At 42.1% G+C, this 15,395-nt stretch carries 16 protein-coding genes; 3 read left to right on the top strand and 13 right to left on the bottom strand.

The window, feature by feature from the left end:
• Positions 1-10: 10 nt before the first annotated feature.
• The 3 genes from V7K76_RS25690 to V7K76_RS25680 form a co-directional block, all read right to left on the bottom strand.
• Positions 11-295 (bottom strand): LysM domain-containing protein, encoded by a 285-nt coding sequence (locus V7K76_RS25690; protein WP_334953886.1) that lies wholly within the window; start codon positions 293-295, stop codon positions 11-13.
• 97 nt (positions 296-392) lie between these two features.
• Entirely contained in the window at positions 393-1,049 is a 657-nt protein-coding gene (locus tag V7K76_RS25685; RefSeq protein WP_334953885.1) for a hypothetical protein, read from the bottom strand.
• Between the two features lie 129 nt (positions 1,050-1,178).
• The gene (locus V7K76_RS25680) at positions 1,179-1,604 is read right to left on the bottom strand and encodes a hypothetical protein (RefSeq protein ID WP_334953884.1); all 426 of its coding nucleotides are present in this window, start codon (positions 1,602-1,604) and stop codon (positions 1,179-1,181) included.
• A gap of 131 nt (positions 1,605-1,735) precedes the next feature.
• On the opposite strand from V7K76_RS25680, the gene V7K76_RS25675 reads away from it, so the two are divergent.
• The 3 genes from V7K76_RS25675 (at position 1,736) to V7K76_RS25665 (ending at position 2,687) form a co-directional block, all read left to right on the top strand.
• On the top strand, positions 1,736-2,035 hold the full coding sequence (locus V7K76_RS25675; RefSeq protein ID WP_229491080.1) for a type II toxin-antitoxin system HigB family toxin: 300 nt from the start codon (positions 1,736-1,738) through the stop codon (positions 2,033-2,035).
• Entirely contained in the window at positions 2,019-2,432 is a 414-nt protein-coding gene (locus tag V7K76_RS25670) for a helix-turn-helix domain-containing protein (protein ID WP_334953883.1), read from the top strand. The genes V7K76_RS25675 and V7K76_RS25670 overlap by 17 nt, the downstream gene beginning before the upstream one ends.
• Positions 2,433-2,495: 63 nt before the next feature.
• On the top strand, positions 2,496-2,687 hold the full coding sequence (locus tag V7K76_RS25665) for a hypothetical protein (RefSeq protein ID WP_334953882.1): 192 nt from the start codon (positions 2,496-2,498) through the stop codon (positions 2,685-2,687).
• A gap of 239 nt (positions 2,688-2,926) precedes the next feature.
• On the opposite strand, the gene V7K76_RS25660 is transcribed toward V7K76_RS25665, so the two are convergent.
• From V7K76_RS25660 to V7K76_RS25615, 10 genes are all read right to left on the bottom strand, one after another.
• Positions 2,927-4,330 (bottom strand): eCIS core domain-containing protein, encoded by a 1,404-nt coding sequence (locus V7K76_RS25660; protein WP_335030190.1) that lies wholly within the window; start codon positions 4,328-4,330, stop codon positions 2,927-2,929.
• Between the two features lie 72 nt (positions 4,331-4,402).
• A complete protein-coding gene (locus V7K76_RS25655) occupies positions 4,403-4,879 on the bottom strand; it encodes an N-acetylmuramoyl-L-alanine amidase (RefSeq protein ID WP_335030189.1) in 477 nt (158 codons plus the stop codon).
• Positions 4,876-5,133, bottom strand: a complete 258-nt coding sequence (locus V7K76_RS25650) for a hypothetical protein (RefSeq protein WP_335030188.1) — start codon at positions 5,131-5,133, stop codon at positions 4,876-4,878. Before V7K76_RS25650 ends, V7K76_RS25655 begins: the two co-directional genes overlap by 4 nt.
• Positions 5,130-7,226, bottom strand: a complete 2,097-nt coding sequence (locus V7K76_RS25645) for an ATP-binding protein (protein ID WP_335030187.1) — start codon at positions 7,224-7,226, stop codon at positions 5,130-5,132. The genes V7K76_RS25650 and V7K76_RS25645 overlap by 4 nt, the downstream gene beginning before the upstream one ends.
• Positions 7,223-8,470: a DUF4255 domain-containing protein gene (locus tag V7K76_RS25640; protein WP_334953878.1), complete on the bottom strand. Its 1,248-nt coding sequence runs from the start codon at positions 8,468-8,470 to the stop codon at positions 7,223-7,225. The genes V7K76_RS25645 and V7K76_RS25640 overlap by 4 nt, the downstream gene beginning before the upstream one ends.
• Positions 8,471-8,473: 3 nt before the next feature.
• The gene (locus V7K76_RS25635) at positions 8,474-11,515 is read right to left on the bottom strand and encodes a hypothetical protein (protein WP_334953877.1); all 3,042 of its coding nucleotides are present in this window, start codon (positions 11,513-11,515) and stop codon (positions 8,474-8,476) included.
• Positions 11,515-12,252 (bottom strand): T4 family baseplate hub assembly chaperone, encoded by a 738-nt coding sequence (locus V7K76_RS25630; protein ID WP_334953876.1) that lies wholly within the window; start codon positions 12,250-12,252, stop codon positions 11,515-11,517. The genes V7K76_RS25635 and V7K76_RS25630 overlap by 1 nt, the downstream gene beginning before the upstream one ends.
• A gap of 67 nt (positions 12,253-12,319) precedes the next feature.
• Positions 12,320-12,790 (bottom strand): phage tail protein, encoded by a 471-nt coding sequence (locus V7K76_RS25625; RefSeq protein ID WP_292876722.1) that lies wholly within the window; start codon positions 12,788-12,790, stop codon positions 12,320-12,322.
• A 10-nt stretch (positions 12,791-12,800) separates the two neighbouring features.
• Complete coding sequence (locus V7K76_RS25620; RefSeq protein ID WP_334953875.1) at positions 12,801-14,450, bottom strand: phage tail sheath family protein; 1,650 nt, start codon at positions 14,448-14,450, stop codon at positions 12,801-12,803.
• 147 nt (positions 14,451-14,597) lie between these two features.
• On the bottom strand, positions 14,598-15,176 hold the full coding sequence (locus V7K76_RS25615) for a DsbA family protein (RefSeq protein WP_334953874.1): 579 nt from the start codon (positions 15,174-15,176) through the stop codon (positions 14,598-14,600).
• Between the last annotated feature and the right edge of the window lie 219 nt (positions 15,177-15,395).

The raw sequence follows: 15,395 nt of genomic DNA, 5'->3' as shown, positions 1-15,395 counted from the left end.
GTTAACCTTTTTAGATCAGAGGAATACGTAGTCGCCGACCAATTTGGGCAGTCAATTCATCAGGGTGCATAGCGTTGTTAGCATCGCATAAATGCCAAAAAACTTCCGGGTCATGCAGATAACTTGCAGTGATATTATCTAGGCGATCGCCTTCGCTGACTTGATGTTCTTGAAGAATTTCAAACCTTTGTGATGAAGGTAAAAATCTGCGTCTGAGGTAACTGATAGTTTGATTTGATGTTGTTTGCCACTTGGCAATTTCTATATCGTAGTAACGACTGCTTTCAGTAAACATTTTACTCTTTTTTATTTTACAACTAAAAACCTATATTTACCGAGATATTTTTAAGAAACTTACAGATGAAATAATTCATGATTAAAGATAGCCAATTTTATAAGAAAGAAGCAACTGTCTTGATAACAATCGCAGCCGTGTTTACTTTAGCTAGAAGCTCTTTTTGCTTGTGATAGACTCTGAACAAGCTGCTGCCTTTATGGTCAAATCTCAAATCATTTGTGCTTAATACTTGCATACCTAAACTGACTTTGGCACGAATGGGATTTAGTTTAGAATCGAATGCTTCTTCGGTAATGCTGAACTCAGAGAGGCGTACTGGCATTACACGATTTAAGCTCCATATAAATACACTTAAATCCGCCTCATTTGGTAAGATTTCTAAAACACCTGTGCGGGCGAGTTGATTGTTTGTCTGAATTTGGCTGCTTTTAGGATAGATCAGGGTTTCTAGGGCTGCTAATTGAGGGTATATGCCAAACAACACTGTATCTGGATTTTTTGTAGGAAACTCCAGTTGATCTGTAGCATCAATTTCTGCGTCTAGTTGAATAGTCTCTAGCGGTGGTGCAACTAGACGCAAAGCTTCTAGGCGATCGCTTCCTTCAGAACCCGCACCTCTTACCTGTAAAGTGCGTCTGAGTGTTTCGGGATTGTATTGCAGTATAATCAATCCTTTGGGGAAAAAGGTAACAGCATCAAGGATGGCAATCGTTCCTTTTAATAAACGTGGCGCACCAGGAAAGTGGGACATAAAAATATTCCTAATTTATTTGTGTTTTCTGGTACTAATTTGGGGAATTGCATAGATTAATGTAAACAATAAGATTGGCGATCGCAATCTAAATAGGAGTACAATACACTGCATATCTACTAAGCTTTGTCAAGTTGCTTTGGCTCTAAAATTATTAGTCATAAAGGTTCCCGTGCCGGAATATTGGAGAGTGGTGTCTGGTTCTGGTGGTATTGTTGGTTGGGTAGCTGGAACCATTACCTGAAATTTTGCTTTGAATGTATTACCTTTGAGCAATACTACTTTTCCCTTAGATTTAACTTTTTTGGATTTTTGATTAGCTGCTAAGGATTGAATAGAAAGTATTCCCATACCTGGGATGACAAAGGGCGGACTTGTGTAAGGACAACCAGGAACAATGACTTTTTTCTCGTCGCCATCGATACAAATAGTCTTTTTGTTAACTGTAGCTCTCCCAGTACCAGTTAAGATACCAGGACGTACTACAACTATTGCTTTGCCAAAGATGAGGTTGAATATGGCTTGATCGCCTGTGATGAGAATAAAGTCTAACATGGGTTTTTGGTGATCAAATAAAAGTCTTTGTAGAATCTGTTACGTACTTTGTAGAACTACTGCGATCGCCCTATTCCCCTGGCGTGACTCTCAATCAATGCTATGATTAGCATAAATTTCTAACTTGAGGAATGCACGTAATCAGCAAAGTAAAATTGCGGGAATTCTGGGTTCAACACGCTGATTCTGAAGATGCTCTTAATGATTGGTACAAGTTTACCTCTAAAGCAAACTGGTCTAATTTAGTGGATGTTCAGAAAAGATATCCAAAGGCAGAAGCGGTTGGTAACTTTACAGTGTTTAACATCAAAGGCAATAACTATCGTTTGATTGTAGACATTAGATATTCCAGCCAGACAGTTTTTATTAAATACGTTCTTACCCATCCTGAATACGATAAAGAAAGGTGGAAAGATGACCCCTACTTCTAGTCAACAAACCTACACTGAGTTACTGATCCAGTATCAGCCTAAGCCAATTAAAACAGAACAGGAGTATAACAGAGCTTTAACATTAGTAGAGAGCATGATGTCTGGTGAGTTGACAGAGGCTGAAACTGCACTTTTTGAATTGTTGGTTCTTCTGATTGAGAATTACGAATCATGTCATTATCCTATGGGTGAATCAAAACCTGTGGCTACTTTGGAATCCCTGATGCATGAGTTTGATGTGGAGCCAACTTCTTTAGTCGGGGTTTTTGGCTCTGTTGATATTGTTAGGAAAGTAGTTAATGGTGAACGGAAAATTAGTCAATCTGAAGCTGAGTCTCTGGCCAGGTTTTTTAATGAGCATTATTCTGGACTTTCACTCACATCTGTTGACTTTTAAACTTTTAAGAATGTCGTTACTAGATGGGGCGATCGCTTTTAAGTCAGGTTGAATGAGTAAATAATGGCGCGATCGCACATTCATCAATATTTATGCGTGGGCGATCGCTTTCAGGTCAGGTTGAACCCGCAATTAATGGCGCGATCGCACGTTTATCAACTTTCATACATGAGCGATCGCATTACCTTTTTACAGTCTCCCTACAAGAGTTTGGAAGATGGGGCGATCGCACTCTTCAATTGCCGTAACTGTTAATTGTGATAGTGGCGGTTAAGCTATTACTTGCGTTCCTTACAAGAGCGATCGCCGTAATTTGCCAGCGTTGTTCATCATTCATCTTGAGGTAATGAATTAGTAGCGATCGTCCCTGGCCTACCCTTCCAATAACATACTTTACATAAAGGTGGTGCCGTACTTTGCGTTAACGCATCCTACAAGAGCAGCGATCGCACTTCGTTAACGCACCCTACAAGATCAGGGGATCGCACTAATATTTATATAATAGTACAGCATGACTCGGTTTCCGTTGAACTCGGCTTTTCCTCTACAACAAATGCGTTTCTAGTCGAGACGTATCCTAGAAATTCCTGTGAAGACATCTTTTGCGTTTTCCCGGTATTTGGATCGTAGACTCGGTATACTCCGGATTTAATTACTACAGCAGCTTCTGCATGAAGATCAGTCCCAAACCAGATGCGTGTATCTTTGGAATATTTATTTGATTTTATCTCTTTTTGTACCGTATTTTTTTCTTTGGCTGTGCCATTGATTTGCTCCTTAGCATAAGTTTGCTGGGCTTTTAATCCTCCAGAAGAACTCCATTTTATTAGAGCATTTACTGCTTTTTGCCGATCGTTAGTGCTAAGGTCGGTAAACCTTAGCCCACCAGATTCATGTCCGCTAGTTAGCCAGTGCGTGGCTAAATAAGAGCAGAATTGCTCTACTCTAAACCACTCATTGCCCGGATTTCCTGTTTTGACTTTGTATTTATAATTTCCATGAGCGTCTATTTGAAAGTATAAAGTTGGATTAGATCCAAGCTCCCCATCGTATTCTGGTGCGGCGTTCTCCGATGGTTGTCGTTGGATTGCTGGCGAACGCCGCACCGATTGACCATTCTGTTGCACCACATGAGTCAACTCATGGGCAATCAACTCCTGCCCCCCTCGACTCCCAGGATTATATTCCCCCTGCCGAAAGAACACATCCTGCCCCGTCGTAAACGCCCTCGCTTGTATCGATTGATTTAACTGGTCAGCCTGTGTATCTGTATGTACTTTCACCCCACTAAAATCCGCCCCCATCGCCTGCCCGATTGACTGTTGCAGACCTGCATCTAAAGGTTGTCCACCACCCCTTGCTCTGTTTATGCCTGATTCCACATCCGTTGAAGCTTCCCCGGCTCCTCTGGCATCCCGACCGTGTAGAATTGACTTAGCTTGTAGTTCCTGATCGCCCGGTATCGCTTCTAGCTGTACCTGGGTAAGTAAAGACGACCTCTGTAGGACAGAAATACTCGGTTTAGTCTGGATTTCCTCTTCCTCTGCATCCTGACGCTGTCGCGACTTTCCTTGAGTTGACTGTGCCACAGATGGTGTATTTATCTGTTGTACCACCTGGGATGCCACGCGATCTGCTTCCTGCTCATACTTGTCCCCTGGCTCCCCAATCGTCAACTTTGCCTGTATTGGCTGTGGTCTAGTCGTGCTGATAGGCACTCGGCTAAAGTCTTTGGAAAAAGCCGAATTACTTAATAATGGCTGTACTTCTAAATCATCTGTTGATTGCACCTCTGCATCCGAAACAGAACGAACAGCAGCACGTTGTAAAATTCCACTCGCCTCGGATGTCTCACTTTTTTGCTGCTGATTAGTTTGGGCAATTCTTTTACTAGTCATGATTTCATTCCTCAATATTCAACATACCCTTCATTGTGCTGCTCAGTCGCTTAAGAAATGTCTCGTCAAGTGTCATGCTATTGTCTCTTTAAACTTTTCAAACGATGCTTCATCAGGCCAAATCCATTTGGGACAATCAGTTCCGCCAGCGATTGTATCTACTGTACGGTGCGTATAAATATGAGACTTTTGAATTTTGTATTTATCCACCAAATATCCAATGAGATTCAACGAACACTGTTGTTGCTCTTGTGTCATACCTAAATTATTTTTGTCAGCAACGTGTTCGATTCCGATAGAACGATGATTCATAGCTCTGTCACCTGCGTGCCAAGCGGTATGATCTTCTAACACCATTTGGATGCATGTACCGTCACGAGCAACAATGTAGTGTGCAGAAACTTGCGCTTTAGGGTCTTGGAATGTGGCTATAGCAGCTTGCAATGAACAGTCGGTGTTGTGACACACAATAGAATCAATTGTCGATTCGCGGTAATCAGTCTGATTTTGAGGGCTTGCAGGAATCCATTTTACGTCTGGTCTACTCATGATTTTTTTCCTAATATTTTGATAACTATTTCTTGTGCAATTTGTTGCCCCATTTGGGTAGAGTTAATTCCAGGCTTTAGCTGAATTTCACCACCAGGTACTACCCCACCTGAGAGCAAGTTGTCTGGTAAACCTTTATTAGCCAGCAACTTCGCCAATTCACTCTCTACCTCTGCTTGCAATAACCGCGCTTGACTGGGAGAAATAGACATCCCCTCTAAAACCAGCTTTTCTATATCAATGTTGATATTCATCCCCTTACCCCCGTAGCTACTAGAATCCGAAAATCCGCCTCATTCACTGGTCGATCCAACTTGCGAAACTCAGTCCGCGCCGCCGTTAACACCAACTGCATCGTCACCGACGTACCAGCCCCAGCAGCCAGAAACGCCGCATTCAAAGCAATATTATGAATACTACCCCCAGCCAAATTCAAACGTGCCAAACGGTTAAAATCTAAATCCTGTGTTGGTGTCTCTGGTGGAAACACCTTTTGCCACATCACCTGACGTTCAGCCACACCCGGAAAGGGAAAATTCACAATAAACCGCAAGCGACGCATAAAAGCATGATCTAAAGAACTCTTGAGATTCGTTGCCAAAATTGCCAAACCGCGATAAGCTTCCAATCGCTGCAACAGGTAATTTACTTCAATATTGGCGTGGCGGTCATGGCTATCCTTCACTTCAGAACGTTTGCCAAACAAAGCATCCGCTTCATCAAAAAACAGAATCGCGCCCCCATCTTCCGCCGCATCAAATAAACGCCGCAAGTTTTTCTCGGTTTCTCCTATATATTTGTTGACCACAGATGAAAGATCAATCCGGTAAAGATTTAGCTGCAAATCATTAGCTATCACCTCCGCCGCCATCGTCTTCCCTGTGCCGCTTTCCCCCGCAAACAAGGTACTGATCCCCATACCCCGATTCATGCGGTTGTGAAAACCCCACTTTTGATAAACTAGACTGCGCTGCCGGATTTGGTCAGTAATTTGATGCAGCAAGTTTGTCTCTTCTGCTGGTAGGACAATATTATCCCAAGTTGCTTTCGGGTCGAGGCGTTGAGCTAAAGTATCTAACTGCGGACGAGTACTAGCAAGACAAGCTGACCACAACCTGTCACGCAAGATTTTTCTCCAAGCCGATTCGTTGAACCTCTCCCCCAACCCCTCTCCTACAAGGAGAGGGGAGTCCTCCTCCCCCCTTCCCTTGTAGGGAAGGGGGGCTGGGGGGGTTAGGTCTTCTTCCTGCGACGGCATTTCCCCCACCACTTGCTGGGCAATCTGCTCAATCTTGACTAAATTGAGGTTAAACTGAGTCGCTAGAAGCTGCGGACTAGTATCTGCTACTCCTCCTAATGCCTCAGTCCAAGTTGCTTTTTGTTCCCTGAGTGTTGGCTTTTCAACATCTACGACAATTGTCGGCAGACCCAATTGCCTAACTTCACGAGTGCTAAGGAAAAGTAGACCACCACTGCGGGTAAGAAACCGATGCAAGGGAAGTGCTTGTCCTTCTGTAGTCGGTTTACCGTCAACCTCTTGGGCATCTAAATACAGCGCCAGCGGCAATAGCAAGCTTTCTCGATGCCACAAACGAGCAATTGTCTCTAATTCTCCCGCCTGAGTGGGCAATAATTCCACTGACAAACGATAGACATATTTATCTAGTTGGGCTGCTACATGTTGGGCTATTAGTTGCTTGCTGAGGGAATCTGCCCCCACCAGCTGAATAATAGGTAAACGTTGTTCTCTATGCGTTTGGTGCAGTTGCTGAATAATTGTTTCGACAACAGCGTTTTGAGATGGGGGTAATTTTACATTCCATTCTGCTGTTTCCATCGGCATCAGTAATGATACCAAGCGATCGTCTAAAGAATTTAATCCTTTAACATAATTTAATATACGTTCATCTACCCGTAAACCACTCGTAGTCAGTGGTTGAACTCCTGACTGATGAATTTCAATTAATCGCCAGTAACGCAAAGGGCGTTCCCAACAAAGGGCATCCCAAGTAGGTTCATCGAATAATGATAAAGCTAAGGCAAAGGTAGGATAAGGCTGGTGAGAATTATCTGAAGCTTTGGCGCAAAGACGCGCTATACCTGGATCTAATTCCATTGCAATGCATAACAGCAAGACCTGTTGTTCAAAGTCAGATAAATCTAACTTTTGGCCTAAGAGAAGCAGCGCTGGGGGTGGATTCATCCCTTCCACTATTGCCATTTCTGTGACTTTAGGCTTTTCAATATCAGGTAACTGTGCAAACTCAGACAAACGCCAGCGTAGCCAAGCCAGTTCATTTGCTAGGTATTCTTCATTGTTTGCTCTCCAAGAATCGAGGTTGTTCATAAAATCACCACCTTCTGATTCTGGTCGAAAACAGGCGGTGTCACTGTGCGATCCACCAGCAAACTATCTACTCCATCAATCCGCACTCGTACAAAATACTCACCCGGTGTAACACCTGCAATCCGAAACTCCAGCCTATCTGTTTGAGTTGGATGTGGTTGAGCCAGCACTTCGCGATCGCCTAATAATAACGCCACTCTCTGTCTTGGTCGCACTTGAGGGCTTAAAATCAGAGTGAGGGTTACTTCGCCATTAGCGTCTGCTGTTGCTTGTCGTGGTATAATATCTAAGATTTTTGGTGCTAAGGCAAAAGATAATTCATTGGTAGTCCGACTTGGTTCGTTAGTCCGCGTTACTTTGACTACCACGGTATAAAAACCCGCCGCCCAGTTTACAGGCTCATCAGGTAATTGAACTGTAATATCCGTTGCCGTCCTCTCTGCTAAAGGTGATAATTCCAGAGAAATTTCTAAACGAATATTTGTCAAAGATATAACTAGATTTTCAGCATCTAAGTGAAAACCATTAAGAATCAGAATATCGCCCAATCTGGCGCTAGCTTGCTGGTTAGGTAATTGCAGAGAAACTAATGTGGGTAAGGGTGACGATAGGTTTGATTGCAGAATTGAGCCGCGATCGCTAGACTGACGCTTGATAATTGGTAGCGGAGTTTTTGCAGGTAAGCTACTCTCAATCAGCACTACTGACACTTCATAAGCAGCAGAAACTCGATAGGGTACTTGAAAAGTTGACCAGAGATTAAACACCTCTTCCACAGATAGCGGTTGATAATCAATTCGCAACTGTTCTTCTTGTAAGTCAAGGTCGTACTCTTGAGGATCGGTAGTAGGCAAAGCTGCCCTAATATCCGCAGAAGTAATCATAGGATGGTCATTAAAAACACTCATCGCCACACCCAACAACCGATGACTAGTAGGTTCTGGAAAGTCATCATTTTGGGCGTAAGCAGTCAGTAGGTAGTAGAGGTTCAACGGCAAAAGCTGGTGTCCTGTTTCACCAGGCTTCACTTGAGAAGGAATATCCATATTCCGCCAAGCTGGGTTTATTTGAGTATCGTAGAGAAATAAATTAACTTGATCGCCACTACTAACAGTATTATCTCGTACTTTATCCAATGGTCGTGTCGTCACAGTGATTCCCCCCGAACTCTCAACATCAAACCTTTGCTGGAGCAAGTGACGCAATGTAATTGTGACAGCCGCAATAGCTAAAGCGTTGCTCATCACTTACCTCCTTCTGGCACGTCGCTGCAAGTATTCATTCAAACTCATCACAGATGATGTTGTCCGGGGCTTTGGTCGAGGCGGAGGTGGTGCTGGGGCTGCGCTGCGAATTTCTAGCCGACCAATTGTGACTTGAATCTTAGGTGGTGTATCCAAACCCACTGGCGATGTCTGCGACGGGCTTCGCCAACGGTTCTGGACTTTTTTGCTACTAGCTGCAATGACTGACAAATTTTTTACAGTGAGGTCATTGATAGGCCCAGATAGCGGTCTGAAATCAGATTCCTCTAATTGCGTAAAGTACAAAGACTTCACTTCATCTTTGCCTCTCTCCGCAGACATAGAGAGGTTAAGGGATGGGTTCTGAGGTAATATTAAGTTTTCAACTGGGCTGGTGAATATACCTTCATTGGGATTAATTTTCTGGCGTTGCATATTTGCGGGATGATAGGCGTAATTAACGTTCATCTCTGCCTCACCTTGTCTCAATTCATCCCACTGTTCGACAACACCAATTTTCTGGATACCAATATGTTGGCGCTTTTTAAATCTATCCGCAGACATAGAGAGGTTAGGGGATGGGTTCTGGGGTAATATTAAGTTTTCAACTGGGCTAATGAATATACCTTCATTGGGATTAATTTTCTGGCGTTGCATATTTGCGGGATGATGGGCGTGATTAACGTTCATCTCTCCCCCAGCTTGCCCCAATTCATCCCACTGTTCGATAACGCCAATTTTCTGGATATTAATATGTTTGCGATCGCTCTTATTATAGTTTTGTAAGCCGACTTCCTGAGCAGAAGCTTTTTCTCTACGGAAATCAGACAAGTGAAAGTCAGAAAAGTTGACTTGTGATTGTATGTCAATTTCTGGGGTTGAAGGATGTAAAGCAGGAATTGGTATTATATCTGAATTAATAGCAGTTAACTGAGTTATCGGTTGTGAAGCGACAAATGATGATAGATTATTTACGAATGGTGCAGTAGAACTGTTTGTCTCAAGCGAAGATAGTTTAGCAGAAGCATCTGCGATAAATGGCTGTATTGATGAAACATTTTTGTGGACAAACCTCTGCTGATTTTCTGGCACATTAGACGTAAGTTTTTCCTGGGGTTCGGCAATTGTTTCTGTAGCAATTGTAGGTGTTAAACTCTGTTTGTGTGAATTCGCTAAGGTACTATCAATAGTAGATGCGTTAGCGGAGCTTACCGTACCCCTACGGGGAAGCAAATTATGCGTAGCGTCTCGTAGAGAAGGTATCGCTCCATGTTGTACTTGAAGTTGAATTACAGGATTTAAGGCGGAAATGCTAGTGTCCATAGTTGGCACAGGTGTTAAAAGTAGTACCCCCTCGCTTGTAGGTGCGTAGGCATTGGCGTAGCCTCTCAAAGAGTTGCCCGTCGTAGACATCGCTGTTGGTTCTTCTATAATCTGACTTGATAATATTTCTGAAGTTGATATATTTCTTGTTTGTAGCGATCGCTTTTGTGGTAATTCAGCTATAGGTTGTTCCTGTAGTTGAATTACAGTAGAAGCAGGAGTGCTAGTTTCCACTGCTAGCACAGGTGTTAAAGGCAAAACTTGAGAAATAGCAGGTGCGTAGACGTTGGTGTAGCCTTTCCAAGAGTTTCCCATCGTAGACATGGCTGTTGATTGTGATTGAAGTTGAGGAGGAAAGTCCTCAGAACTTTCGACTTGTGGTAACTGAGAATGGATAAAGACTGGATTAATTTCTGTAGGTTGCTTATGTAAGTTTTCAGTTGCAGATTTTCCCTGTTTTTGAACACTAGGAATTGATATAATAGTGCTGGTTTCTGCTTGGTTTTGTAGGAGATATTGCTTCAAATACAATACATTTTGTAAAAGATTAGGAGAAACTTCTTGATTAATTTCAATTGATTGGTTTTTTAATAATTCAGTTGTAAGTTCTCCTAATTTTTTACCAACTAAGTTTGAGACAGGAGTATTGTTTTCCTTTGCGATCGCAGTCCTTGAAATTGCGGGATTTAGATTTTGTAAAGAAAATATTTTTTCTTGAGGAGTAAAGGAAAACATTACTGTCTTTGTTGGGTTTTCGGAGAAATATGTTTGCAAATCTGACTTTAAAGGTGATTGCAAAGATAAACCCAGACGATTGATTGTAATTAGTTGCTGGGGGAAAGATTTAAGTGGAATCTGCCTCTTTTCAAAGATGGGGTTAGAGAGAGAAGTATTTGATTCTGTGTTGTGTACAGAAACGAGATGATTCGATAGGGAAGTCTTTGTTTGTGGCACAAGTGCAGACTTCAATAGCTCTGTGTTAAGATTAGGTACTATTTGATTTGTAGTCGATGAAAATCTTTCTAATTCTACAAAACGTTGAGTTATCAATCGTTCCCAGTTTACTATATTTGAAGTTTGGACAGAAGAAACAACAGGATTAATTTTAGTTAGTTGTTTCTGTGATAACTGACCAGGAACCAAATTTAGTGTGGTAGTGCTTGTTTTTTGCTCTGAGTTTGAAGGTTGGACAGAAGAAACAACAGGATTAATTTTACTTACTTGTTTCTGTGATAATTGAGCAGGAGCAAAAGTTGGTGGAGTACTACTTTTTTTTTGCTCTGGGTTTGAAGTCAATTGCTGATTATCAGTACTGATTTGAGTCAGAACTGAATCTGAAAAATTCCAATTGGAGGATAATTCTAAGTCAGGCTTTTGTGTCAAATTAGGAATTGACTTTAGTATTGGTTGGGAAAATGGAACAGGTGTTGAAGTTAAATTACTTAAGAGGGGGTTAGTTATCTCTTCAGATATTTGCCCTATTGTTGTAGGCGTTAGCGAAGCTCGCCGCAGGCATCGCTTCTCCAACAACTGCACAATGTCAAAATTGGGAAATTTTTCCGCTTCTGATGTTGTTTCTAACTCAGTTGATTCTGTGGTAATCGATGGCTCCCAGTCAAGGGTAGACTCTGGTAACGGTTCAAATACTGATAAGACAAGAGGTTGAACTGTATCGATTAAGTTAAAGCTTTTAGCTACTAAATGAAAGAGATAATTGCTCATCAGTCCGTCACCATCTCTAAGTACAATTGTCGCCGCCTGGGACTCATCGCCAAAATATCAGCTTCACGCCAACTGTAAGCAGCAGCCAAAGTATGTACCTCTCGCAACACTCGAAATCCCCAAGCGTTAATCTCAGCCCAGAAAAACGACACAATGTCAAATAATAATTGCCATTGGTGGTTGCAAGCGGAACAGGAAATATCAATTGGCACATTTGCTTGAGGATCTGCTTCAGCCATTTGGGTAATAATTGTATCTCTGGTATGAGATGGTAATTGCTGAAACAGCAGATATTCACCGTTACACACTGCTTGCAAAATACAGCGTTCTAATAAAATCTCTTGAGCAATCTCTGGCTGTTTGTGTTCAGCGATCGCTATCATATCTAAACTGTTTGGTAGACGAAAACTCACCTGATAATCAGCAAGCTCAAGACAATATTTCTCAACTGGTTCAAGTGACAGTGGTGCTACACGAATATCTGCAATATCAAAATTGAGTTCCAAGACTTCACCACAGTTTGGACAGGTGACTTGACTAACCAGTTGTGAACCAAATGTCCACTCCCGCAATGTCAGCAGCATAGCATCACGCTGACCGAGACTGAGTTGAGTAAGCATATCTATGGAGGTTTCAGGACAAGCACTAGCTAGTAGCTTGATTGCTTTAGACCAAGATGGCTGATTAAGTCCCCACTCCCAGATATTTAACAGTTCTGAGGCTGATAGCGATCGCATATAGGAATCGTATAGTTAATTTCCTGCTGGTTAAACAATTAAATCTTGATTAACTAAGCCGAGTTAATCATGAAGCACGTTCCCAACCTTCGTTTTCTATCTTTATGTACTCGATAGCGACAGCATTAGCACTAGCATCCAAGTCTGGTAAAGCTTGATATTCCGAAACCCAGCAACCAAAAACGTTATATGAACCCTTTGGCTGACCAGCTTCATCACGAACCTCAATAGTGATATCTTTACGGAAATCTGCCAGAGACACTTCTGGACTACCACCAAGCGCCCAGACTTTATTTGCCCATTGTTCAAAATCAGTATCTTTGCTAACACCTCGTTCTAAAGTGATGGGATCGTACTTGCTTTGTCCTGGAGACTTATAGACAGTGCTAGGGTCGCCACCTGTACGGTGTTCTATGACCTCAGTGGTTCGCTTCAGACCACTGACTTTACTTACCCCAGCCACGTCCTTACCAGCGAATTTCACAACAAACTTAAAGTTTTTGTAAAGGTCTAAACGTTTACCTGAAATAGAAGGCATATATTTCTCCTTAAACTGCTATTTGTCCGGCTATTTGCTGAATTTTAAGAACGACAAATTCAGCAGGTTTGAGAGGAGCAAAACCAACAATGATATTGACAATTCCTAAGTTAATATCATTTTGGATTGTTGTTTCTTTATCACACTTCACAAAGTAAGCATCTTCCGGCTTACGACCTTGAAAGGCTCCTTGAAGGAAGAGAGTGTGCATAAAAGCTCCAAGATTCAAGCGAATTTGCGCCCACAACGGCTCGTCATTTGGCTCAAAGACAACCCATTGCGTACCGCGATAAAGACTTTCTTCCAAGAAAAGCGCGAAACGGCGAACCGGAATATACTTCCATTCATCCGTAAGACGGTCATCTCCATTCCGCGTCCGCGATCCCCAAATCACACGACCATAAGCTGGTAGAATTCGCAAACAATTAATTCCCAAAGGATTCAATTCCCCATTGTCTGAATCTGTTAGAGGTACACTCAATTGTGGTACACCTGTCAATGTTGCTTCTGTACCTGCTGGAGCCTTCCACACACCGCGTTGAACATCAGTTCGAGCAAATACACCCGCGATCGCACCACAAGGAACAAATTCTTCTATTTGATTTTCCCGTAAAGGATTTGGCTGCTTGATTCTAGGAAAGAAAACAGCAGCATAACTAGTTGGTTCACCAAGGTGGTTCTGAATACCAGCTTTGGCCTTATCCTTATCAGTCCAATCACTAGGCGGATCGATGATGAAAAACGCGCGACGCTCTTTACAAAATTCTGCTGCTGAATCGACTAAAGAGTCATAGTCTATATTGCCATCGTTTTTATAAGGCGGAATACAAAGCATATTAAACAGGTCGGCTTTATTTAAAGCATAAAGACCTTGTTTATTTGCTTCTTTATTTACCCCTGTGAAGTCATTCACATCTAGATCGTCACCATCCGAACCGTTTTCCGCTTTGGTATTTGTCCCTTTGGTATTTGGATTTTTATTATCATCCCACAATCTTTTATCAGGTGTTGGATCGGCATGAGCAGATGGTCTTTCTATTGGCAGAGATTCTTCTCTAAATCGAACCAAATAAGACTCATTCAATAAGACTTTATCTACTCGCCTTGGATGATTTGGTAGCACCGATACGTTGCGAAATAGTTCCAGTTGACTTGTATTTTGATCCAGAACTGTAATGTTGAATAGTTTTTGTGACTCTGCGTCACCTATTACATTAATATCTATCCGCACTTTTAAAGCATTTCCCCAGCTGCCTTCATTTGCTGCTTCTAAGTTGAGTCCAGGAACATTTAGTTGTGCCTTCTTAGCAGTGGCTTCAGTTTGTCTTGGAGCTTCACCGAATGGTGGAGCTTGCCCTTCCGGTAGAGCTTGCCCTTCTGCTTGTTTGAGCTTAGAGTGAATGAGTCGGACAATAATTGCTTGGCTACCACCGTTGAGGTAAAAGTCCCGTACAGCATAGCCAAGGGAACTTTCCAACCACAGCCCCCCAAAAGTGCGTTCAAAGTCGCTGTAGCTGTTGATAGTAATCGGCTCGTTTATAGGTCCTCGCAAGGCACGACCAATAAAAGCAGTAATAGAGGTAGATACGCCTGTAATCGTGCGTACTCCACTCTTGATTTCTTCTACGTAAACGCCTGGATAAGTTGGTTGTATGGGCATTGTTCGTTCTCTGAGTAAGTAAAAGTTGATAAAACTTTTTAACAATAGGTATTCTACAAAACTAAATTGACTTTTTAAGTGTATTCGGTAGGATATTGCTTGCGTAATAAGTAGTAATTTTGGTTGTGTTGTTAAGAACCAAGAAACTTAATTACTTGCAGTAATAATAGCTGCCATCAACTGCTCAATGTTCCAGTGATCGCTATACCGAATTCCATTAATAAACAGTGCTGGGGCAGCCGTCACTCCACTGCATAATCCACTTTCAATATCTTCATTGACTGCATCCATGTAGACTTTTTTAAAAATATCTTGCAGAAATTGGGAAATATCAAGTCCTAGATTATTGGCATACTCTACCAGATAGCCGTTTCCCAACTCCTGTTGATGGCTGAACAGCATCTCATGCATTTGCCAAAATTGCCCCTGTGCTCCTGCTGCGAGTGCTGCTGCTGCTGCTTTTTGCGCTTGAGGATGGATTTGAGGTTGAGGAAACTGTCGAAACACAAAGCAGAGATCGTTTCCCTCAGGGAAGGTTGCATCAGGTTGTCTTTGAATGGTCTTAATTAAGGTATAAAGTTCTCCACAGTTAGGACATTGATAATCCCCATACTCAACCAGCACAACTCTAGCATGAAGTCCTCCTTGTCGATAGTCTCGCTCAGAGGGAGGGACAACCAATCGGTTGCGATCACCAGTTCCTTCAGCAGAAATATTGTGACTCATTCTAAACCTTGACAAAAAAAGCATTCACTGTACAGGTAGTACTGTGAAATCTCTTTTTGTCAATCCTTACTAATCCTTTATATGACTTAATATACGGAGTCAGCTTAAATCTGTCATCAATTCAGAGTCTATATTTTAAGTGGCAAAAAGATCGCCGATTAGCAATCTGAAGTACTAAGATTAAACTGTACTTAAGTTCCGATTTATTCAAACTTAAGT

The sequence above is a fragment of the Nostoc sp. genome (assembly GCF_036917975.1).
In the GTDB taxonomy this organism is placed as follows: domain Bacteria; phylum Cyanobacteriota; class Cyanobacteriia; order Cyanobacteriales; family Nostocaceae; genus Nostoc.
Note: the sequence above shows the minus strand (reverse complement) of the source record. Positions and strands in the feature narration are given on the sequence as shown.

Bases quoted from the DNA above. Each gene is read 5' to 3' on its own strand.
- V7K76_RS25690 (WP_334953886.1), bottom strand. From the start codon at position 295: ATGTTTACTGAAAGCAGTCGTTACTACGATATAGAAATTGCCAAGTGG.
- V7K76_RS25685 (WP_334953885.1), bottom strand. From the start codon at position 1,049: ATGTCCCACTTTCCTGGTGCGCCACGTTTATTAAAAGGAACGATTGCC.
- V7K76_RS25680 (WP_334953884.1), bottom strand. From the start codon at position 1,604: ATGTTAGACTTTATTCTCATCACAGGCGATCAAGCCATATTCAACCTC.
- V7K76_RS25675 (WP_229491080.1), top strand. From the start codon at position 1,736: ATGCACGTAATCAGCAAAGTAAAATTGCGGGAATTCTGGGTTCAACAC.
- V7K76_RS25670 (WP_334953883.1), top strand. From the start codon at position 2,019: ATGACCCCTACTTCTAGTCAACAAACCTACACTGAGTTACTGATCCAG.
- V7K76_RS25665 (WP_334953882.1), top strand. From the start codon at position 2,496: ATGGCGCGATCGCACATTCATCAATATTTATGCGTGGGCGATCGCTTT.
- V7K76_RS25660 (WP_335030190.1), bottom strand. From the start codon at position 4,330: ATGACTAGTAAAAGAATTGCCCAAACTAATCAGCAGCAAAAAAGTGAG.
- V7K76_RS25655 (WP_335030189.1), bottom strand. From the start codon at position 4,879: ATGAGTAGACCAGACGTAAAATGGATTCCTGCAAGCCCTCAAAATCAG.
- V7K76_RS25650 (WP_335030188.1), bottom strand. From the start codon at position 5,133: ATGAATATCAACATTGATATAGAAAAGCTGGTTTTAGAGGGGATGTCT.
- V7K76_RS25645 (WP_335030187.1), bottom strand. From the start codon at position 7,226: ATGAACAACCTCGATTCTTGGAGAGCAAACAATGAAGAATACCTAGCA.
- V7K76_RS25640 (WP_334953878.1), bottom strand. From the start codon at position 8,470: ATGAGCAACGCTTTAGCTATTGCGGCTGTCACAATTACATTGCGTCAC.
- V7K76_RS25635 (WP_334953877.1), bottom strand. From the start codon at position 11,515: ATGAGCAATTATCTCTTTCATTTAGTAGCTAAAAGCTTTAACTTAATC.
- V7K76_RS25630 (WP_334953876.1), bottom strand. From the start codon at position 12,252: ATGCGATCGCTATCAGCCTCAGAACTGTTAAATATCTGGGAGTGGGGA.
- V7K76_RS25625 (WP_292876722.1), bottom strand. From the start codon at position 12,790: ATGCCTTCTATTTCAGGTAAACGTTTAGACCTTTACAAAAACTTTAAG.
- V7K76_RS25620 (WP_334953875.1), bottom strand. From the start codon at position 14,450: ATGCCCATACAACCAACTTATCCAGGCGTTTACGTAGAAGAAATCAAG.
- V7K76_RS25615 (WP_334953874.1), bottom strand. From the start codon at position 15,176: ATGAGTCACAATATTTCTGCTGAAGGAACTGGTGATCGCAACCGATTG.